This window comes from Hydrogenophaga sp., assembly GCF_026125785.1.
Taxonomy (GTDB): domain Bacteria; phylum Pseudomonadota; class Gammaproteobacteria; order Burkholderiales; family Burkholderiaceae_C; genus Hydrogenophaga.
Genome location: NZ_JAHCKL010000003.1, coordinates 302902 through 322928 on the forward strand (window position 1 = coordinate 302902; position 20027 = coordinate 322928).

General features: G+C 66.7%; 16 protein-coding genes and 2 pseudogenes. 12 read left to right on the top strand and 6 right to left on the bottom strand.

Translation table 11 applies throughout. The features are described from left to right. Position 1 precedes the first annotated feature (1 nt). Positions 2-1387 (top strand): ATP-binding protein, encoded by a 1386-nt coding sequence (locus KIT53_RS05435; protein WP_297748842.1) that lies wholly within the window; start codon positions 2-4, stop codon positions 1385-1387. Here KIT53_RS05435 and KIT53_RS05440 read toward each other — a convergent pair. Beyond that, on the bottom strand, positions 1371-2294 hold the full coding sequence (locus KIT53_RS05440) for a DMT family transporter (RefSeq protein WP_297748845.1): 924 nt from the start codon (positions 2292-2294) through the stop codon (positions 1371-1373). The two genes, KIT53_RS05435 and KIT53_RS05440, sit on opposite strands and share 17 nt — an antisense overlap. Before the next feature lie 77 nt (positions 2295-2371). Here KIT53_RS05440 and KIT53_RS05445 point away from each other — a divergent pair. The 8 genes and pseudogenes from KIT53_RS05445 to KIT53_RS05480 all read left to right on the top strand — a co-directional run. Next, positions 2372-2452 (top strand): annotated as a pseudogene (locus KIT53_RS05445) (cupin); the annotation flags it as partial. 248 nt (positions 2453-2700) lie between these two features. Further along, complete coding sequence (locus KIT53_RS05450; RefSeq protein WP_297748848.1) at positions 2701-3939, top strand: FAD-dependent oxidoreductase; 1239 nt, start codon at positions 2701-2703, stop codon at positions 3937-3939. A gap of 73 nt (positions 3940-4012) precedes the next feature. After that, positions 4013-4333, top strand: a complete 321-nt coding sequence (locus KIT53_RS05455) for a 2Fe-2S iron-sulfur cluster-binding protein (protein ID WP_297748850.1) — start codon at positions 4013-4015, stop codon at positions 4331-4333. Between the two features lie 23 nt (positions 4334-4356). Then, positions 4357-5616 carry a cytochrome P450 gene (locus KIT53_RS05460; protein ID WP_297748854.1) on the top strand — a complete coding sequence of 420 codons (1260 nt, stop codon included), beginning with the start codon at positions 4357-4359 and terminating at the stop codon, positions 5614-5616. Positions 5617-5631: 15 nt separating this feature from the next. Continuing rightward, positions 5632-7122, top strand: a complete 1491-nt coding sequence (locus tag KIT53_RS05465; protein WP_297748857.1) for an aldehyde dehydrogenase family protein — start codon at positions 5632-5634, stop codon at positions 7120-7122. A 198-nt stretch (positions 7123-7320) separates the two neighbouring features. Beyond that, a pseudogene (locus tag KIT53_RS05470) lies at positions 7321-8585 on the top strand (CoA transferase). Positions 8586-8658: 73 nt separating this feature from the next. Continuing rightward, the gene (locus KIT53_RS05475) at positions 8659-9684 is read left to right on the top strand and encodes a DctP family TRAP transporter solute-binding subunit (protein WP_297748860.1); all 1026 of its coding nucleotides are present in this window, start codon (positions 8659-8661) and stop codon (positions 9682-9684) included. Positions 9685-9738: 54 nt separating this feature from the next. Beyond that, positions 9739-10764, top strand: coding sequence for a DctP family TRAP transporter solute-binding subunit (locus KIT53_RS05480; protein WP_297748863.1), 1026 nt, complete (start codon positions 9739-9741; stop codon positions 10762-10764). A 27-nt stretch (positions 10765-10791) separates the two neighbouring features. Here the strand turns inward: KIT53_RS05480 and KIT53_RS05485 are convergent, their stop codons facing one another. The 5 genes from KIT53_RS05485 to KIT53_RS05505 form a co-directional block, all read right to left on the bottom strand. After that, on the bottom strand, positions 10792-11550 hold the full coding sequence (locus KIT53_RS05485; RefSeq protein WP_297748866.1) for a GntR family transcriptional regulator: 759 nt from the start codon (positions 11548-11550) through the stop codon (positions 10792-10794). 61 nt (positions 11551-11611) lie between these two features. Then, on the bottom strand, positions 11612-13252 hold the full coding sequence (locus tag KIT53_RS05490; RefSeq protein ID WP_297748869.1) for a GMC family oxidoreductase N-terminal domain-containing protein: 1641 nt from the start codon (positions 13250-13252) through the stop codon (positions 11612-11614). A gap of 20 nt (positions 13253-13272) precedes the next feature. After that, positions 13273-14295, bottom strand: a complete 1023-nt coding sequence (locus KIT53_RS05495) for a DctP family TRAP transporter solute-binding subunit (RefSeq protein WP_297748871.1) — start codon at positions 14293-14295, stop codon at positions 13273-13275. Between the two features lie 63 nt (positions 14296-14358). After that, on the bottom strand, positions 14359-15636 hold the full coding sequence (locus KIT53_RS05500; protein ID WP_297748874.1) for a TRAP transporter large permease subunit: 1278 nt from the start codon (positions 15634-15636) through the stop codon (positions 14359-14361). Further along, a complete protein-coding gene (locus KIT53_RS05505; RefSeq protein ID WP_297748877.1) occupies positions 15633-16148 on the bottom strand; it encodes a TRAP transporter small permease in 516 nt (171 codons plus the stop codon). The genes KIT53_RS05500 and KIT53_RS05505 overlap by 4 nt, the downstream gene beginning before the upstream one ends. A gap of 455 nt (positions 16149-16603) precedes the next feature. On the opposite strand from KIT53_RS05505, the gene KIT53_RS05510 reads away from it, so the two are divergent. From KIT53_RS05510 to KIT53_RS05520, 3 genes are read left to right on the top strand one after another with little or no spacing between them, the layout of a single operon-like run. Continuing rightward, positions 16604-17311, top strand: coding sequence for an EthD domain-containing protein (locus KIT53_RS05510; protein WP_297748880.1), 708 nt, complete (start codon positions 16604-16606; stop codon positions 17309-17311). After that, positions 17308-18255, top strand: coding sequence for an NAD(P)-dependent oxidoreductase (locus tag KIT53_RS05515; protein ID WP_297748883.1), 948 nt, complete (start codon positions 17308-17310; stop codon positions 18253-18255). The genes KIT53_RS05510 and KIT53_RS05515 overlap by 4 nt, the downstream gene beginning before the upstream one ends. After that, entirely contained in the window at positions 18255-20012 is a 1758-nt protein-coding gene (locus tag KIT53_RS05520) for an FAD-dependent oxidoreductase (protein ID WP_297748886.1), read from the top strand. Before KIT53_RS05515 ends, KIT53_RS05520 begins: the two co-directional genes overlap by 1 nt. Positions 20013-20027 lie beyond the last annotated feature (15 nt).

Consider the following 20027-nt stretch of genomic DNA (forward strand, 5'->3'; position numbering starts at 1 on the left):
GATGCGGCTGCCAAGGCTGTCCCTGCATTCGCTGCGCGCGCGCCTGCTGGCCCTGCTGCTGCTGGCCATCGTGGGCGCTGCCGCGGTGCAGGCGGCCATTGTTTACCGCCAGGCCCGCGCCGAGGCGGATGCGATGTTCGACTACCACATGGAGCAGATGGCGCAGGCGCTGCGCGCGGGCGTCCCCTTGCCTGGTCTGCCGCTGCCCGGTGGTGAACAGCCTCCGCCGGAGGCGTTCGACTTCTTCGTGCAGGTCTGGACGCACGACGGTCTGCGTGTCTTCCAGTCCGGCTCCGCGGCGAGCCTGCCGCAGCGCGCGGTGCTGGGTTTTTCCAACATCGACGTGGATGGCCGGCCCTTCCGTGTGTTTTCCATGAACTCGCGCACCCAGGTGATCCAGGTGGCGCAGGACATGCGGCCGCGCCAGGACATGGCGCGTGCGCTTGCCTGGCGCACCGTGCTGCCCATCCTGGGTATCGCGCCACTCCTGATGCTGGTGGCGTGGGCGGTGGTGAGCGTGTCGCTGGCGCCTGTGGCGCGGGTTCGCCAGCAGGTGGCCGCGCGCGAGGCGGATGAGCTGGCCGAGGTGAGCGAAGCAGGTCTGCCGGACGAGATCCGCCCGCTGGTGCGCGAGCTCAACCTGCTCTTCGGCCGCGTGCGCCAGGCCTTCGACGCCCAGAAGCATTTCGTGGCCGAAGCCGCGCACGAGCTGCGATCGCCGCTGGCCGCGCTGCGCTTGCAGGCGCAGGGCCTGCAACGTGCGCGCGACGACGCCACGCGCGAACTCGCGGTGACGCGCCTGCTGGCGGGCATAGACCGCGCCACGCGCCTGGTCGAACAACTGCTCATGCTGGCCCGGCAACAGGCGCACCGCACAGAAGGCGATGCGGCAGAAGCGGTAGACCTGACCACGCTGGCCGCGCAGGTCGTGGCCGACGCCGCGCCACAGGCGCTCGCCCGGCGCATCGACCTCGGTCTTGGCCACGCTGCTGCTGCCGAGGTGATCGGCCACAGCGAGCCTCTGCGCATTCTGCTGAGCAACTTGGTGGACAACGCCCTCAAGTACACCCCGGAAGGCGGGCGGGTGGATGTGAGCGTGCTTGCCGAAGGGGGCGAGGTGCTGCTGGCGGTGGAAGACAGCGGTCCTGGTATCGCCGAAGCCGACCGGGTGCGTGTGCTTGACCGCTTCTACCGGGTGCCCGGCAGCGAGGCGCCCGGCAGTGGCCTGGGGTTGGCGATCGTGGACACCATCGTGCGGCTGCATGGCGGCCGGCTGGAGTTGGGACGTGCCGAAACGCTGGGTGGGCTGAAGGTGGTGGTGCGGCTGCGTGGGGGAATGGATGGGGGAGGCGGAAAGATCGACCCGCCCCTCAAGAAGGCTTCTTGACCACGCCGCTCCCAAAGCCCATGGACAGCGCCGTTCCCCCGATCACCACCGCCGCGCAGGCCAGCATGGAGAGGGTCACGCGTTCGTTCAGGAACACCAGCCCGTAGAACATCGCGAAGAGCGGCATCACGAAAGTGACCGTGAGCGCGCGGGTGGAGCCCGCGCGTTCAAGCACGCGGAAGAACAGCACGTAGCCCAGGCCGGTGCACAGCACGCCGGCCGCGCCCACGGCGAGCCAGGCGCGCAGGCCCGGCGCCGCCTGCGGCCAGAGCAGCAGGGCGGGCACGGCCATGACCACGGTGGCGCCGATCTGGCTGCCGGCCGCGATGACCAGGGGCGGGGCATGGCTCAGGTGCTTGCGGGCGTACAGCGCCGATATGGCCCCGCTGCACGCACCGCCGGCGGCACTCAACATGGCCAGTGCCGCGCTCCAACCCTGCGCGCCTCCCTTGAAACCGATCTTGTCTCCGGCCAGCAACGCCACGCCGGTGAAGCCGATGATCAGGCCCAGCGTCGCCAGACGGGTGGGGCGCTGGCCGAGCCAGAGAAAGGCCGCCAGCGCACCGAACAGCGGCACCGTGGCGTTCATGATGGAAGCCAGGCCCGTGCTCAAGGTGAGCAGCGCGAAGGACAGGCCGGCCGAGGGCAGCGCGGCGTTGAGCGTGCCCGCGACCAACAGCGGTTTCCATGCCCGCAAAGCCTGCCGGGTCTGGCGGTGCAGGAACAGCAGCGGCAGCAGGGCGAGCGCGCCGATGCCGGCGCGCAGTGTGGCCGTGGGCAGCGTGCCGAACTCGATCACGGCCAGCCGCATGAAGAGAAAGGACGATCCCCAGATGGCGGCGACGAGGATGAAGTCCACCAACCAGGTTGGCTTGGCAGCGCTGGCGGTTATATAAGGTTGGTCCATTGATCCGATGCTATCTGTAACCGTGAGTTGCGCGCTGGCGCGGCCTCACAAGACCTGAAAGCCCACTCATGAACGACCGTCACCCGGCTCCGGTGCATGGTCTGGTGCTGAAGGGGCGTTGGCTGTACCTGGAGCACGATGGGGTGGCGGCCGAAGGCTTCGTCGATCAGTTCGTGCGCTGAACCCCATTCCTGCAAGCGCCTGAGCCACCCGCTGGATTGCTGGAAGCGGCCACGTTTGGGCGCATCAATTGGTAGGACCATGAAAGTTTTGGATCCATATGACCATGGTCGTCTTTTGGATAATTTGTGTAAATATATGATTTTTATGAACAAAACATCATTGTTGACGCATTGATCTTGTCTAAATACAATGGTCTTACCAAGAAAACAAGGAGACAGGTTTGATGTCGACAGGCATGCACGGTCCGGTGGTCGTCGTCGGCGCCGGCCACGCGGGCGGCACCGTTGCCGCGCTGTTGCGCCAGTACGGCTGGGTCGGCGCCATCACGCTCGTTGGGGCAGAGCGGCGTGCGCCCTACCAGCGTCCGCCGCTGTCCAAGGGGTTGATGTTGGGCAAGGTGGCTCCCGACGAGCTGCAGCTCAAGCCCGATGCGTTTTACGCCGAACGGCAGATCGCGCTGCGCCTGGGCCGCGAGGTCCTGCGCATCGACCGCGAATCCCGCCAGGTGCATCTGGATGGCGGTGAGTTTCTGCCCTATGAACACCTGGTGATCGCGACCGGCGCACGGCTCAGGCCGTTGCCAGTGCCCGGTGCCGGGCTGGCGGGTGTGGTGTCGCTGCGCACCGCCGACGACGCCATGCGCCTGCGCGAGGCGGTGCGGCCTGGCACGCGTGTCGTCGTGGTCGGGGGTGGCTACATCGGCCTGGAGGCGGCGGCGTCGGCGCGCAGCCTGGGCGCCGAAGTCTGCGTGCTGGAGCGCGAAGACCGCCTGATGGCGCGCGTGGCCTCGCGGGAGCTGGCGGCTTTCGTGGCCGGCTATGCGCGCGGCCAGGGGGTGGCCATCGAACTCGGCGCCAGCGTGGTGGGTTTTGACGGTGAGGCCGAGCGCGTGCGCGCCGCCCGGCTGGCCGATGGCCGTGTGCTGCCCTGCGACCTCGCGCTCGTCGGCATCGGCGTGCTGGCCGAACAGTCGCTGGCCGAGCAGGCCGGCCTGGCGTGCGAAGACGGCATCGTGGTGGACGAGGAGGCGCGCACCGGCGACCCCGCCGTCAGCGCGATCGGGGATTGCACCCGTCGCCCGATCGCTCTTTTTGAGCGGCGCGCGCGCCTGGAGAGCGTGCACAACGCCATGGAACAGGCCAAGCAGGTGGCTGCCCGCCTGTGCGGCAAGCCCCAACCGCCGGCCGAGGCCCCCTGGACCTGGTCCGACCAGTTCGACCTGCGTCTGCAGATCGCCGGCCTGACCACGCCGGGCGACCAGGTGGTCGTGCGCGGCGATCCAGAGGGCCGTGCGTTCGCCATCTTCCATCTGTCGCCCGAAGGCGTTCTGCGCGCCGTCGAAGCCGTCAACTCGCCCATGGACTTTGCCTTCGCCCGCATGGCCATTGGCAAGCGCATGCGAACGCCGGGCGAGCGCCTGCGCGATGTGGCCATTCCACTCAAGGAAGTGGCCATTGCCTGACCGACCGATTCGCCTCACAAAAACAGCGGCCCGAACGGGCCTTGACCATCCCACCATCCAGGAGAAACAGCCCATGCCCATCATCAAATTTGTCGAACACGGCGGCACCGAACACGTGGTTGACGTGCCCGACGGAACCTCGGCCATGCAGGCCGCCGTCAGCAACGGCGTGCCCGGCATCGATGGCGACTGCGGCGGCATCTGCGCCTGCGCCACCTGCCATGTCTATGTGGACAAGGACTGGGTGGAGCGCACCGGTGGCCGTGGCGAGCAGGAGCATTCCATGCTGACCTTCTCGCCCATCCTGGAGGACAACTCCCGCCTGTGCTGCCAGATCACCATGCGTCCCGAACTCGATGGCCTGGTCCTGCACCTGCCCATCGGCCAGCACTGAACCCACGACGAGGAGACCACCCCATGCAAGCCGTGCTCAAAGACTCCCTGACACCCGCACCCGATGCCACAAAGCAAGCGATCGAGGACCTCGATCCGACGCTGCAGTACCGCTTCATGACCGATACGCAGGACGCGATCTTCGCCCGCCTGCGCAAGGAAGCGCCGGTGCACTACCTCAAGCAGAGCCAGTACGGCCCGCTGTGGAACGTCACGCGCTACAAGGACATTGTCGATATCGAGATCGATCACCAGACCTTCTCTTCCGACGTGAAGTACGGCGGCATTCTCATCAAGGATCTGCCCGAAAGCATGCGCCGCACCAGCTTCATCAATGCGGATCCACCGCTGCACGACGACCAGCGCAAGGTGGTCAGCCCCGTGGTCTCTCCGGGCAACCTGGTGCGCATGGAGGACCGCGTGCGCAAGGAGGCCAACGACATCCTCGATTCGCTGCCCGTGGGCGAGACCTTCGACTGGGTCGATCGCGTGGCCATCGAGCTGACCGGTCGCGTGCTGGCCGAGCTGATGGACACGCCGCGCGACGAGCGCCGCCTGCTCACCTACTGGAGCGACATCGTCAACGTGGACCTGCAGGTGGGTGGCGACATCGACACCGAGGAGAAGCGCTACGCCAAGCTCAAGGAGTGCGCGGCCTACTTCGGCGTGCTGTTCAACCAGCGCAAGCAGCAGGCGCCCGGGCCGGATTTGATCTCCATGCTCGCGCACTCGCCGGCCACCGCCAACATGCCGGCGCAGGAGTTCCTGGGCATGATCGTGCTGCTCATGGTGGGCGGCAACGACACCACGCGCAATTCCATCACCGGCGGACTGCTTGCGCTCAACCAGTTTCCTGACGAGTACGCCCGCCTGCGTGCCAACCCCAAGCTGGTCAACTCTCTGGTACCCGAGATCATCCGCTGGGTCACGCCGGTGCCGCACATGCGCCGCACCGTCACGCAGGACACCGAGTTCCGCGGCCACAAGATGAAGAAGGGCGACAAGGTCGTCATCTGGTACATCTCCGGCAACCGGGACGAGGAGATGATCCCCGAGCCCTACCAGTTCAAGATCGACCGCGCCAACCCGCGCGCGCACCTGTCCTTCGGCATGGGCATCCACCGTTGCCTGGGCAACCGGCTGGCCGAGCTGCAGCTGCGCGTGCTCTGGGAAGAGATCCTCAAGCGCCCCTGGGTCATCGATGTGGTCGGCCCCGCCGAGCGCAAGTTCGCCAACAACCTGCGGGGTTTTGCCGCCATGCCGGTGCGCATCCGCAATGCCTGAACCAAGGAGCCACCAATGAACGACCAGACACCTGCCCAGTACCTGCGCCCCGCGTTCCTCGACGGCAAGGCCAAGGGCCTGCTGATCGACGGCCAATGGGTGCCGGCCGCTTCCGGCAAGACGTTCGCCACCAGCAACCCGGCCACCGGCGAAGAGCTGGCCACAATGGCCGAAGCCGGCGCCGCCGACGTGGACCGCGCGGTGGCCGCCGCGCGCCGTGCCTTCGAAGGCCCCTGGCGCAAGACCAAGCCTTTCGAGCGTCAGCAGCTTCTGCTCAGGCTGGCCGACCTGGTCGAGCGGCATTTCGACGAACTCGCCTTGCTCGACACCCTGGACATGGGTGGCCCCATCACCCGTACCAAGGCCGGTCGCCGCCGTGCCGTGGGCCTGCTGCGCTTCTACGCCGGCCTGGCCACCACCATCCATGGCCAGACCATAGAGAACTCCCTGCCGGGCGAAGTCTTCAGCTACACGCTGAAGGAGCCCGTGGGTGTGGTGGGCGCCATCATTCCCTGGAACGGCCCCCTGGGTCTGTCCATCTGGAAGATCGCGCCGGCCCTGGCCAGTGGCTGCACCATCGTGCTCAAGCCGGCGGAACAAGCCTCGCTGTCGCCGCTGCGGCTGGCCGAGCTGGTGATGGAAGCGGGTTTTCCGCCCGGTGTGGTCAACGTCGTCACCGGCTTCGGTGAAGCCGGTGCCACGCTGGCCGCTCACCCTGGCGTGGACAAGATTGCCTTCACCGGCTCCACGGAGACCGGGCAGGCCATCATCCGCGCCTCGGCGGGCAACATCAAGCGCCTCTCGCTGGAGCTGGGTGGCAAGTCGCCCGACATCGTCTTCGCCGACGCCAACCTCGACGAAGCCGTGCCCGGTGCGGCCATGGCGGTGTTCTCCAACACCGGACAGATCTGCAGCGCGGGCACGCGCCTGTTCGTGGAGAAGAAGATCTACGAGGAGTTCACCCACCGCGTGGCCGAGTACGGCAAGACGCTGAAAGTGGGCAATGGCCTGGATCCGCAGACGCAGATCGGGCCGGTGGTCTCCAGTGGGCAGCTCGAGCGCGTGCTGGGCTATCTGGACGTGGGTCAGAAGGAAGGCGCCACGGCCCTCAGCGGTGGCCAGCGCCTGCGCGGAGGTGAATACGACCAGGGCTACTTCGTGCCGCCCACGGTGTTCGCGAATGTGAGCGACGGCATGACCATCGCCCGGGAGGAAATCTTCGGGCCGGTGATCAGCGCGCTGCCTTTCGAGGACATGGACGACCTCGTGCGCCGGGCCAACGACACCCCTTTCGGGCTCGGCAGCGGTGTGTGGACGCGCGACGTCAGCAAGGCGCACCGCATGGCGGCGGCGATCCGCGCCGGCACCGTGTGGGTGAACTGCTACCAGGCCATGGACCCGGCGGTGCCTTTCGGGGGCTACAAGATGAGTGGCTACGGACGTGAGTCCGGGGTGGAGCACATCGAGGAGTTCCTCAACACCAAAGCGGTGTTTGTCAGGACCTGACAGAGCCCCGCACCGCAGCGCGGCCTCACTCTGTCGCGCCTGGGGCGCGGCGAAGGGTCGACAGCTGGGCTTTTCAGAAGCTGTCGAGGAACGGGCCCTCGTGGGCTTGGTTCATTGGCTGGATGTCTTTGGAGAACCGTGATGGAATCTTTTGCACACACACCTGCGCCTGCCCGGCCGCAGGGTCCCTTGCGCGGCATGCGGGTGATCGACTTCACCCATTTCGTGGCCGGGCCTTACGCCACGCTGCTGCTGGCAGACCTCGGGGCGGAAGTGATCAAGATCGAGAACCCCAAGCGGGGGGACGAGTTCCGGCACTACCCGCCCGCGCTGGACAAGCTCGATGGCGAGGGCGCGCCGTTCCTCTGGGTCAACCGCAACAAGAAGAGCGTGGCGGTGGACATGAAGACACCGCAGGGCCAGCAGTTGCTGCGCGAGCTGATCAAGGACGCGGACATCGTGGTGGAGAATTTTTCCACCGGCGTGATGGAGCGCTTTGGCCTGGGCTACGAGGAACTGGCCGAAGACCATCCGCGCCTGATCTACTGCTCGGTGTCGGCCTATGGCCGCAGCGGTCCGTTTGCCGACCGCGTGGGCTTCGATCCCATCGTGCAGGCCGAGAGCGGTTTCATGTCGCTCAACGGGTATCCCGATCGGGAAGGCGTGCGCACCGGCGCGTCCGTCATGGACATCGGCACCTCCATGATGGCGGCCAATGGCATCCTGGCTGCGGTCATCGAGCGCGAGCGCAGCGGGCGCGGCCAGCTCGTCGAGACCTCGCTCTACGCCAGCGCCATGACCATGGTGGGTTATTCCCCCTTGCAGGTGTTGAGTTCGGACAACTGGAACGCTGGGCGCCATGGCAACGGCAGCCCCGACACCGCACCCACCGGTGTGTTCCATGCGAGCGACGGCCGATCTACATCGCCTGCACCGGCACCGACATCTACCAGCGCCTGTTCAAGCTGATCGGCTGCGAGGACATGGCCAACGACCCGGTGCTGCTGGACAAGCCCGGCCGTCTCCAGCACCGCGACCGCCTGTTCGCGGCCGTGAACGAGGCCTTTGCCACCGACACCCGCGAGAACTGGCTGGCGCGGCTGCGCGCCGCGCGGGTGCCGGCGGGCGCTGTGCGCACCATTGCCGAAGCCCTGCGTGCGCCGGAGACGGAGGCGCTCGACATCGTCTCGCACGTTCCGCATCCGGCCGGCGGCACGGTGGCCAACATCCGCTCCTCGGTCACGCTGTCCAAGACACCCATGGCCGAGCCGGTGGCCGCGCCGCGCCTGGGCGAGCACACCCGCGATGTCCTGCGCGACACGCTGGGCTACAGCGACGAGCAGCTCCAGGCACTCCAGGCGGCGGGCGTCTTCGGCAACCGCCTGCCTGACGCGCCAGTGCCCGAATCCCGCGAAGCCGCCATGCTGCGCTGTCCTTTCCTGAATCCGCAGGCCGCTCGCTGAGCGGATCTGCTGTTCCAAAGCGTCGGCACAGGCGCATCCATCCCACCATCACCATCACAACAGGAGACAAGAAATGTCCTTTTTCCAAGCGCTTCTAGGTTCGCGCTGGGCCGCTCCCATCGCGACGGCCATTCTGCTGGCCAGCGGCACCGCACAGGCCCAGTTCCAGGAACGCACCATCCGCGCATCGTTCACGCTGACCAAGGAGCACGCGCTGGGCCAGGGTCTGCTCATGGTGCAGCAGTGCGTGGCACAGAAGTCCGGCGGCAAGATGAAGATCGAGCCCTACTGGTCCGCTTCCCTGGGGCCCGACGCACCCGCGATCCAGCAGTTGCGCTCCGGCACCCTGGACATGGTGGTCTCGCAGACCTCCTTCATGACGGCCATGATCCCCATGGCAGGTGTGTTCGACCTGCCTTTCCTGGTGGCCAACGAGCGCGAAGGCGACCTGCTCGCCGACGGCAAGGCCGGTGAACTGCTCAGCAGCAAGCTCGCCGGCGTGGGCCTGGTCAATCTGGCGTACTGGGAAACCGGCTTTCGCCACGTGACCAACTCCAAGCGCCCGATCCAGAAGATGGAAGACCTGCAAGGGCTCAAGCTGCGGATTCTGCAGAACGCCGTCATGGTCGAAGCCTTCAAGAACCTGGGCAGCTTCGCCATTCCCATGCCATTCCCCGAGCTGTACTCGGCGCTCGAGACCAAGGCGGTGGACGGACAGGAGAACCCGGTCAACATCACGGAACAGACCAAGTTCTACGAGGTCCAGAAGTACATGAGCCTGACCAGGCACATGTACAACATCGCCATGGTGCTGTACTCCAAGCGCCTGTTCGACCAGCTCGCGCCTGTGGAGCAGGCGGCCCTGCGCGATTGCGCGGTGCAGACACGCGAGGCCCAGCGGCGCATCAGCCGTCAGCAGGTGGGCGAAAGCATTGCCCGGCTGAAGTCGCACGGCATGCAGATCAACGAGGTCAGCGACGCCGAGCTGCAACGCATGCGCGAGAAATCGGCCAGCCTCTATGCCAGCCAAGCCCCGGTGATCGGCGAGGAGATGATGAACCTCGTCAACGACGAACTGCGGCGCGCCCGCACGCGCTGAGCCTGGCCCGGCACATTCCCCCATTCCCCTTTGACCGCTTCAAGGAACCTACCCATGCAATTCCTCCAACGGCGCGCCTTGCGCCCGCTGGCCGCCTGCGCGGCCGCTCTCGCGCTGGCGGCCGCCGGCACCACTGCCCAAGCCCAGATTCAGGAGCGCACCATCCGTGCGTCGCTGGTGCTCTCCAAGGAGCACTCGCTGGGCGTGGGGTTGGTCAAGTACGCCCAGTGCGTGGGTGACAAGTCCGCTGGCAAGATGAAGGTGCAGAACTTTTTTGACGGCACCCTGGGCAACGATGCACCGGCCATCGCGCAACTGCGCTCCGGCACGCTGGACATGGTGGTCACCGCCACCTCCGCCATGTCCCAGATGATTCCCTCCGCCGCGGTCTACGATCTGCCCTTCCTGTTCGCGGACGAGAAGGAAGCGGACGCTGCGCTGGACGGCAAGTCTGGCGAGCTGCTGACGCGGCGCATGCTCGACGTCGGCCTGGTCAACCTGACCTACCTGGAGAATGGTTTCCGCAACGCCACCAACTCCAAGCTTCCCATCACCCGCATGGAAGACCTCAAGGGACTGAAGATCCGCTCCATGCCCAACCCCATGGTGGTGGAGACCTTCAAGGCCATGGGCGGCTTTGCCTTTCCCATGCCTTTCACGGAGCTCTATTCCGCGCTGGAGACCAAGGCGGTCGACGGACAGGAGAACCCGGTGCCCATCATCGAGACCGCGAAGTTCTACGAGGTGCAGAAGTACCTGAGCATGACGCGGCACATGTACAACCCCTCGCTGCTGCTGTATTCGAAGAGCCTGTTCGAGAAGCTCAGTCCGGCTGAACAGACCGTGCTGCGGGACTGCGCCAATACCCTGCGTGGCGAGCAGCGCAGGATCAACCGCCAGATGGCGGTGGAGGGCGTCGATCGCCTCAAGGCCAAGGGCATGCAGGTCAACACCATCGCCCCGGCCGAATTGGCCCGCATGCGTGAAGCGGTCCGCGTGGTGTACGACAAGAGCGCGGCCGCCATCGGCGCGGACATGATGTCGCTGGTGGAGGCGGACCTGAAGCAGGTCCGCAAGTAGCCACGGAGGGCGGCCCCGTCCCTGGTTTCAGATCAGGGCGCGGGGGCGCTTGAACTGCGCCTCGGCCATCGCCAGCCGGTCCTTGAGCTGGGAGAAGATGCTGCGCACCTCGCGCTGGGCCGTCTCGGCATCGCGCTCCCGCAGGGCGGCCAGCACCCGGCGCCGCTCATCGATCATGGCCGTGGTCTGCGGGCGCACCTGCAGCACCATGTGGCGGACGATGACACCCAACGAGTCGACCAGCAGCAGCAAGGCGTCGTTGTGCGCGGCGACGGCGATCAGGCGGAAGAACTCGGTACCGGCCTTCAGCCTTTCTTCGAGCTCGCCGTAGATCTCCAGCCGTTCGCTGATTTCGATGCTACGTTCCACCGCGTCGAATTCCTCCGTGGTGCCGCGTTCGCAGGCGAGCTTCACCACCGAGTCCGTGAGCACGATCCGCGCCTCCATCAGGTCCAGGGTGGAGATGTGGCCCAGGTTGATCAGGTCGTGGATGGACTGGGTCACCACGGTGGGGTCGCCTTCGCGCACGAAGGCGCCGCCCTTGAGTCCCTTCTTGAGCACCAGCACCCCGGAACTCTCCAGCGTGCGCAGGGCCTCGCGGACGGCGGGTCGGCCGACGCTGAATTCGGCCGCCAGTTCACGCTCGGTGGGAAGCTTGTCCCCTGGCCTGAACTCTCCCCGGGCCAGCTTGCGCCGGATCTGGTCGCAGATCTCCTCGAACACGCGGCGGCGCTTCACCTTGGAGAACTGCAGTCGGGGCGAGGGTTCAATGGCTGGGGTGGTCATGGTGTCCCGCCGGTCGCGGGTTTGGGCCTCGTTTGAAGGGTAGACAGATTCTAGGGGAGGCTCACGCAGCCTGGCGCAGAGTCTGTCGCGCCTGGAGCATGAAGCGCGCCGCGCGCTCGCCGATCATCATGGCCGGCGCATTCGTGTTGCCGCCGATGACGCGCGGCATGATGGACGCGTCGGCCACCCGCAGGTTCTCCATGCCCTTGACGCGCAACTCGGCGTCGACGACCGCCATCGGGTCACTGTCCGGGCCCATCTTGCAGGTGCCCACGGGGTGGTAGGCGGTGCCGACCTGGGAGCGGATCGCGGTGTCGAGTTCGGCATCGCTCTGGTGCTGGGCGCCGGGGGTGACCTCGTCGCCCACGTAGGGCTTGAAGGAGTCGGCGGCGAGGATACGGCGCGCCTCGCGCACGCCGCGCATGAGGGTATCGACATCGGCCTTGTCCGAAAGGAAGTTCGGCTGCAGCAGCGGGGCCTGTGCCGGGTCAGTGCTCTGCAGCGTGATGCGGCCGCGCGACAGCGGACGCATGAGGTGCACCATCAGCATCATGCCGTGCACGCGAGGCAGCTTCTGCACCGCGGCCTTGAGGCCGACGACGAAGGTCATCTGAATGTCCGGCCGATCCAGGTCCGGCAAGGTGCGCAGGTAGCCGCCGGCCTCTGCCGCGTTCGACGCCAGCATGCCGCGCCGGGCGAGCAGCCAGGCCAGCGGTGCAGACGCCACGCGGGGAAAGGTGCGGGCGGTCAGCGCATAGGATTCCGCGCTGGGGTTGAGGTTGGACACCTGCACCGTGGGGTGGTCCTGCAGGTTGGCGCCCACGCCCGGCAGGTCGCCGACGACCGGGATGCCCAGCCGCGAAAGGTCCGCCGAAGGGCCGATGCCGGAGAGCATCAGCAGTTGGGGCGAGGCGACCGCGCCGCCAGACAGCACCACCTCGGTGCTGGCGGTCAGCGAGACGCGTTGGCCGTCGCGCACCACGGTCACGCCGGTCGCGCGGTGGCCGCGCAGGTCGATGCGCTCCACCCGGGTCTCGGTCATGACGGTCAGGTTGGGGCGGTGCCAGATGGGGTGCAGGAAGGCGCGCGATGCGCTGGAGCGCACGCCGTGGTTCTGCGTCACGTGCGTGAGGCCAAAGCCGTCCTGCTCGGCCCCATTGGGGTCCGGGTTGTGTGCATGGCCCACCGAGACCGCGGCCTTGACGAAGGCGTGCGAGAGCGGGTTGGTGCCCGGGGGGATGCTGACCTGCAACTCACCACCGGTGCCGTGCCAGGCGTTGGCGCCGTCGGCGTGGTTCTCGAAACTCTTGAACACCGGCAGCACCTCGTCCCAGCCCCAGCCCGGGTTGCCCAGCGAAGCCCACTCGTCGTAGTCCAGCCGGTGGCCGCGGATGTAGACCGAACCATTGATCGAGCTGCAGCCGCCCAGCACCTTGCCGCGAGGGCAGGGCAGTTCCCGGCCATTGACGCCCGTGTGCGGGGCGAAGCGGTATTGCCAGTTGTACTTGGCGTGCGGCAGCAGGAACAGGTTGCCCGCCGGCAGCGATGTCTTCAGGTTGGCGGGAAAGCTGCGGTCGGACGGGCCAGCTTCGATCAGGGCCACGCGCACGGCGGGGTCGGCGCTGAGGCGGTTGGCCAGCACGCAGCCGGCCGAGCCGCCGCCAATGACGATGTAGTCGAAGCCTGTCTGGGAGAGGGTCACGGTAGGTACCTTTGAGGGGGTCAGTTGCCGCGGATCCGTTTGAGTTCGGCGGTCACGGCGTTCATCATCTCGGGGCCGATGGCGGCGGCCTGGCGCTCCCAGAGCGGCTGAACGCGGTCACGCATGCGCTGGATCTCCGCCGGGCTGATCTCGTTGACGGCCATGCCCTTCTCTTTCAGGCGTGCCAGGCTCTGCTCGTTCTGCTGGCGGTTGACGCGCCGCTGCTCGTCGCGGCCCACGCTGCCGCATTCGCGCAGCACGGCCTGTTCGGGCGGCGTGAGCTGGTCGAACAGCCGCTTGGAGTAGAAGACCATCACCGGGTTGTACATGTGCTTGGTCAGGCTCAGGTACTTCTGCACTTCGTAGAACTTGAGCTGCTCGATGGTGCTGAACGGGTTTTCCTGGCCATCGGCTGCCTTGGTCTCCATGGCGGTGTAGAGCTCGGTGATGGGCATGGTGATGGGGAAGCCGCCCATGTTCTTGAAGGCATCGACGATCACCGGGTTGGGCATCACGCGCATCTTCAGGTTCTGCAGATCCTCCATCTTGTTGATGGCGTGCCGCGAGTTGGTGGTCTGGCGGAAACCGTATTCCCAGTAACCCAGGCTCACCAGACCCACGCTGGGCATCTTGCTGGCCAGCATCTCACCCACGGGACCGTCCAGCAGCGTGTCGGCCTCCTTCTCGTTGTTGAACATGAAGGGCAGGTCGAACACGCCGGCCGCCGGCAGGATGGCCGTGGTGGAGGCCGTGGCGGCGATCACCATGTCCAGCGTGCCGGAGCGCAACTGCTGCAGTGCCGGGCCGTCGCCCCCGAGGGCGGAGTCGAAGTAGGGCTGGATCTTGAACTTGCCACCGGTCTTCTGCGCCACGCACTCGGCCACCTTCTGCAGGCCTATGCCCAGGGAATGGCCCTTGCCCAGGGACAGCGAGGCGCGTGCGGTGCGCTCCGGGAAGTTCTGGGCATGCAGGGGAGCGGCGAAAGCCAGGGCCATTGCGGCAGACAGCGCGGCCTTGGCCGTGCGGGAGGTAAAGCGCACCATGGTTGTCTCCTGTGTCGTGAGCCGGGACTGGCCGGCGGGTGGGGAAAACAATCTCTCAATATCTCAATAGAACCAGCCGAGCGGAACCAGCACGATCTCGGGGAAGAGAACCAGCAGGAACAGCACGATGGTCTGGGCCAGCAGGAAGGGCCACACGCCTCTGACGATCGCGCCCATGCTGATCTTGGCCACGCCGCTGAGCACGTTGAGCACGATGCCCACGGGAGGCGTGATCAGGCCGATGGCGTTGTTCATGATGAAGAGCACGCCGAAGTACACCGGGTCGATGCCCGCGTGCTTGACGATGGGCATGAGCACCGGCGTGAGGATCAGCAGCGTGGGCGCGAAGTCCAGCGCGGTGCCGACCACGATCACCAGCAGCATCATCAGGAACATCAGCAGGCGCGGATCGTCCAGGAAAGGTTCGAGGATGGCGGCGATCTGCTGCGGCACGCTGGAGGTGGTGATGAGCCAGGCCGAGACCAGCGCCGACGCAATCAGGAACACCACCACCGAGGTGGTCTTGGCCGCGGTGACCAGCAGCGGATAGAGGTGGCGCAGCTTGAGTTCGCGGTAAAAGAACATGCCGACGATGAAGGCATAGGCGCATGCCGCCACCGCCGCCTCGGTGGGGGTGAAGACCCCCATCTTCATGCCGCCCACGATGCCAAAAGGCATCACCAGCGCCCACACGGCGTCGCGAGACGCCTTGAGGGTCTCGCTCAGGGTCTTGCGCGGCAGCACGTTGACCTTGTCGCGGCGTGCCACCCACATCCAGGCGATCAGCAGCGACACGCCCATCAGCAGCCCGGGCACGATGCTGGCAATGAAGAGCTTGCCGATGGAGACGTTGGCCACCACGCCGAAGACGATCAGCGCGACCGACGGCGGCATGACCGGCGCGATGATGCTGCCGGCGGCGATCAGGCCGGCCGAGCGCGGAATGTCGTAGTTGGCCTGCCGCATCATGGGGATGAGCAGCGTGCCCAGGGCTGCTGCGTCCGCGGCAGCCGACCCCGAGATGGCGGCCATCAGCACCGCGGCCATCACCGCCACGATACCCAGGCCACCCCGGATGTGGCCCACGCAGGCCAGCGCAAAAGCGACGATGCGCTTGGACATGCCGCCGGCGTTCATCAGTTCGCCAGCCAGGATGAAGAAGGGAATGGCCAGCAGCGGGAAGCTGTCGGCACCCTCGATGAGCTTCTGCGACAGGATGGTCATGTCGACCATGCCCTGCGACACCATGAGCGCCAGAGCGCACACCAGCAGTGCGAAGGCGATGGGCATGCCCAGCGCCATGGCGCCGAGGAGAGAGACCAGGAAGACGGCGACGGTCATGGCCGTTCTCCCTTCATGTCGTCGGGCAACTGGTCGGCGGCGGCACCAAAGATGTCCCGGTCGGTGGCGCGGCCGGTGGCGATGCGCCAGAGCTTGCACAGCGACAGCAGGCCAATGCCGGCACTGGTGATGTAGCCCACGCCGAAAATCCAGATCAGCGGCATGGACGTGACCAGCGAGACGGTGGTGGCATTGACCTCGTGCTGGGACCAGGTGCCGCGGAACAGCAGCACGCAGCAGGCCAGCACGATGAGTTCGCTCACGAAGACCATGGCGAGCTGGCCTTTTCGCGGCAGGCGCATGAGCAGGCTGTCCACGCCCAGGTGCGTTCCCTCGCGCGTGGCCACCACGGCGCCGATGAAGGTGAGCCAGATGAACAAGGTGCGAGACAGCTCTTCGGCGGAGGCGATGCCGGTGCTGAAGCCGTAGCGCAGCACCACGTTGCCCAGCACCATGATGACCATGGACAGCAGCAGCAGGGCGAGCAGGGCGTCAACACCCTTGAACAGCATGTCGGCGGCCGACGGTCGGGTATCTGGCGGTTGGCGTGTCGCGGTGGATCCGATGGTCGGAACACCGCTCCCCGTGGGGGCGAGTGCGTCTGGCTTTCGCAAGGCTGTCTCCGTGGTCTTGTGGTGTTGGCAAGCCGGTTCAGGGTGCAGAGGATACGTTCGCGAGCAGGTTTTTCATGCCGGGTTTACCCTAAATGGAGCTTAGGTAAGACCTTTGTCAATATATGGGAATGCACATTTTTTCATCCGATTGTTTTTCTTTAACATATTGATATAAAAGGAGTTTTTTAAGCATCTTATGCTCACGCATTGGTCCTCTATAGGTAGCCAAGGTACTTATCATTTTTGGTAGGACATATGAGGGCAGGCACGGTGGGTGAGGGTGTAAACAAGACAATGGTCAGACCTATAATCGGTTGAAGGCATGTCATCCACCCGCAACGAGAGCCCCCTCCATGAGCATGAAGACCCTCTGCCTGGCCACCGTGCAGGCCATTCCCGAGGCCCTGGCCACCATCGAACGTGAGGCACGCCGCCTGTTGCTGCCGCAACCGGGTGTGCGGCAGATCGCGCTCAGCGGGGTCGTTCGGCACATCCCCACCGACTACATCGCCAACGACAAGCCCTATGGAGGCGCGGTGGCCGACGCAGATCACATCGGCGCCGTGCTGGACCTGCATCTGGACAGCCCTGCGGTGGGCGCGGCGCTCGTGGCCAGCCCGGCGTGGGTGCAGTTCCTGCAGGCCATCGCGCCCGCGGCGCGCGTGCTCTTCTCGCTGGACAGCGAGGCCAACGTTCCGGTGCCCTTGCGCGGGCGCTCGGCGCAGGGGGGCTTTCGCCGCTGGCTGCTGCTGACGCGCAAGGCCGCCACGCCCGAAGCGTTCCGCGAGGGCTGGTTTGTTCGCCATGCCGATTTGGTGAAGCGCCTGCCGCGGCTGGATGGCTATGTGCAGAACCTCGTGAGCGCACGGTTCGATGCCCAGGGGCGCCCGGCGACCTATGAAGCCTTGCCAATCGATGGCATTGCCGAGGTCTGCTACGCGGACGAGGCCGCGATGAACGAAAGCTATGCGTCCAACGAGCGCCTGCCGCTCAAGGACGACGGAGCGGAGCTCAACGCGCGCGTGAGCACCGTCCTCATCGACGGCCAGGTGCTCAAATGACCGCCGCCGTGCGCGTCGGCTTCATCGGCCTGGGTGACATCGGCGCACCCATGGCCATGCGCATTCACGACGCGGGCCACGCGCTCACGGTCTACAACCGCAGCCCGGGCAGGGCCGTCCCTTTCGCCGAACGCGGCGTGAAGGTGGCTGCGTCCGTGGCCGAACTGGTCGCGCAGAGCGACGTCATCCTGCTCTGCGTAAGCCATGGCCAGGCGGTGGAGGAGGTGATCTTCGGCGCCGACGGCGTGGCGGCGCACGGGCGTTCCGGCCAGGTCGTGGTGGACCTCTCCACCATCCATCCTGTGCACACCCAGCAGATGGCGGCACGGCTGCAGGCCGAGCGCGGCATGGCCTGGGTGGATGCCCCCGTTTCCGGCGGTCCGGCCGGTGCGCGCGCCGGCACGCTGGCGGTGATGGCCGGGGGCGAGGCCGCTCTGGTCGAGCGCGTGCGTCCGGTGCTGCTGGCTTTCGGCGGCCGGGTCACCCACATGGGGCCGGTGGGTTGCGGCATGGCCACCAAGGCCTGCAACCAGATGCTCAACTTCGGTACCGGCGCCGTGGTGGCCGAGACGCTGAACTTCGCCGCGCGCTTCGGCATCGACCCCTCGCTGATCCCGGAGGCGGTGGCCGGCGGCTTCGCGGACTCCAACGTGCTGCGCCACTACGGGCAGCAGATGGTGGCCGGTACCTACAAGGGCAATACGCTGACCGGCATGAAGGACATCGACATCGCGCTGGACCTGGGGCGCGTGACCGGCAGCGCCATGCCGGTCACGGGGCTGGTGGCCTCGTTCTTCCGCATGCAGATTGCCCAGGGCTTTGTCACTGGCGGCCTGGCCACGCCGATGCGACTCTATGCACAAGGCCCGCTCAAACCCGCCACGCAGTTGCCGGGGCGGGGTGCTTCCCTTTCTCCAACGGACAAACCCAAGGACACACCGTGATGAACGCGAAAGAACAGGGCTTCGACCAGGTGGTCGACGTGGTGGTGGTGGGCACCGGTGCCGGTGGCATGGCCGCCGCCGTGAAGGCGCGCAAGCTCGGCCTGGACGTGTTGCTGCTGGAAAAGGAGCCTCTGTATGGTGGCACCACCGCGCGCTCAGGCGGCGTGCTCTGGGTGCCCAACAACCCCATCTCCACGGCCCGCCCGGAGCCGGACTCCCTGGAAGACGCGCGCACCTACCTGCGCTGCGAGTGCGGTGCGTTCTACGACGAGGAGCGCGTGGAAGCCTTCCTGGCCAACGGCCCGCGCATGGTGGACTTCTTCGTCAAGGAGACAAAGGTGCAGCTCATACCGCTGCCCGAGTACCCGGACTACCACGCGGAGAGTCCCGGCGGGCGCATCGCCGGCCGCTCCATCATGGCCGCGCCCATGGACGGCCGCGAGCTGGGGACGCACATCAAGCAACTGCGGCCGCCGCTCAAGGAGATCACCTTCGTCGGCATGATGTTCAACTCCAGCGCAGAGGTGGGGCACTTCTTCAATGTCACCCGTTCGTTGACCTCGGCCGTGTATGTGGCGCGGCGCTTGGTCACGCATGCTTTCGAGATGCTGTTCCACGGCCGCGCCATGCGCCTGACCAATGGCAATGCGCTGGCCGCACGGCTGGCGCGCACCGCCTTCGATCTGGGCATTCCACTCTGGCTGGACTCGCCCGCGAAGGCGCTGGTGCGCGACGGTGAACGCGTCACCGGCGTGGTGGTCGGGCGCAAGGATGGCGGCATGGTGCGCGTGGGCGCCCGCCGCGGCGTGGTGCTGGCGGCCGGCGGCTTCCCGCAGGACACCGAGCGCAGGAAGCAGTTGTTTCCGCACGCGCCCTCGGGCCGCGAGCACTTGTCGCCGGCGCCGCCGGGCAACACCGGCGACGGCCTGCGGCTGGCCGAATCGGTGGGTGGCCGGGTGGTGACGGACCTGCCCAACGCGGGGGCCTGGATCCCGGTCTCCCGCGTGAAGCGCGCCAATGGCGAGATGGGGGTGTTCCCGCACCTGATCGACCGCTACAAGCCGGGCATCATCGCCGTCAACCGCCGGGGCCAGCGCTTCGCCAACGAATCCGACTCGTACCACGACGTGGGCATGGCGATGCAGAAGTCCTGCGCGGAAGAAACCGAAGTGGCCGCCTGGTTGATCGCCGACCACCGCACCATCCGCCGCTACGGCCTGGGTTTTGCCAAGCCCTTCCCGCTGCCACTGGGCCCTCACCTGCGCTCGGGCTACCTGCTGCGTGGCGCCACGTTGCAGGATCTGGCGGCGCAGGCTGGCATCGACGGTGAGCAGCTGCAGAAGACCATCGCCGAATACAACCAGGGCGCGGTCGATGGCAAGGACCTGCAGTTCCGCCGTGGCTGGCGCGTCTACAACCGCTTCCTGGGTGACAAGACCCACCAGCCCAACCCCTGCGTGGCACCGGTCGCGCAAGGGCCGTTCTACGCGGTGCGGGTGGTCATGGGCGACCTCGGGACCTTTGCCGGCATCCGCACCAACGGACGGGCCCAGGTGCTCGATGGCCAGGGGCAGCCGATCCCCGGTCTGTTCGCCGCCGGCAACGACAACGCCAGCGTGATGGGTGGCGGCTATCCGGGCGGTGGCATCACGCTGGGCCCGGCCATGACCTTTGGCTTCGTGGCCGCGGAGACCATGGCAGAGGAAGCCGCTGCTGTCGATGCGCCGCTCGGCCGGCTGGCCGAAACCACGGCCTGAGCCGGGCGGCGGCCG

Excerpts from the sequence above, each read along its gene's own strand:
- KIT53_RS05435 (WP_297748842.1), top strand. The coding sequence starts at position 2 with ATGCGGCTGCCAAGGCTGTCCCTGCATTCGCTGCGCGCGCGCCTGCTG.
- KIT53_RS05440 (WP_297748845.1), bottom strand. The coding sequence starts at position 2,294 with ATGGACCAACCTTATATAACCGCCAGCGCTGCCAAGCCAACCTGGTTG.
- KIT53_RS05450 (WP_297748848.1), top strand. The coding sequence starts at position 2,701 with ATGTCGACAGGCATGCACGGTCCGGTGGTCGTCGTCGGCGCCGGCCAC.
- KIT53_RS05455 (WP_297748850.1), top strand. The coding sequence starts at position 4,013 with ATGCCCATCATCAAATTTGTCGAACACGGCGGCACCGAACACGTGGTT.
- KIT53_RS05460 (WP_297748854.1), top strand. The coding sequence starts at position 4,357 with ATGCAAGCCGTGCTCAAAGACTCCCTGACACCCGCACCCGATGCCACA.
- KIT53_RS05465 (WP_297748857.1), top strand. The coding sequence starts at position 5,632 with ATGAACGACCAGACACCTGCCCAGTACCTGCGCCCCGCGTTCCTCGAC.
- KIT53_RS05475 (WP_297748860.1), top strand. The coding sequence starts at position 8,659 with ATGTCCTTTTTCCAAGCGCTTCTAGGTTCGCGCTGGGCCGCTCCCATC.
- KIT53_RS05480 (WP_297748863.1), top strand. The coding sequence starts at position 9,739 with ATGCAATTCCTCCAACGGCGCGCCTTGCGCCCGCTGGCCGCCTGCGCG.
- KIT53_RS05485 (WP_297748866.1), bottom strand. The coding sequence starts at position 11,550 with ATGACCACCCCAGCCATTGAACCCTCGCCCCGACTGCAGTTCTCCAAG.
- KIT53_RS05495 (WP_297748871.1), bottom strand. The coding sequence starts at position 14,295 with ATGGTGCGCTTTACCTCCCGCACGGCCAAGGCCGCGCTGTCTGCCGCA.
- KIT53_RS05500 (WP_297748874.1), bottom strand. The coding sequence starts at position 15,636 with ATGACCGTCGCCGTCTTCCTGGTCTCTCTCCTCGGCGCCATGGCGCTG.
- KIT53_RS05505 (WP_297748877.1), bottom strand. The coding sequence starts at position 16,148 with ATGCTGTTCAAGGGTGTTGACGCCCTGCTCGCCCTGCTGCTGCTGTCC.
- KIT53_RS05510 (WP_297748880.1), top strand. The coding sequence starts at position 16,604 with ATGAGCATGAAGACCCTCTGCCTGGCCACCGTGCAGGCCATTCCCGAG.
- KIT53_RS05515 (WP_297748883.1), top strand. The coding sequence starts at position 17,308 with ATGACCGCCGCCGTGCGCGTCGGCTTCATCGGCCTGGGTGACATCGGC.
- KIT53_RS05520 (WP_297748886.1), top strand. The coding sequence starts at position 18,255 with ATGAACGCGAAAGAACAGGGCTTCGACCAGGTGGTCGACGTGGTGGTG.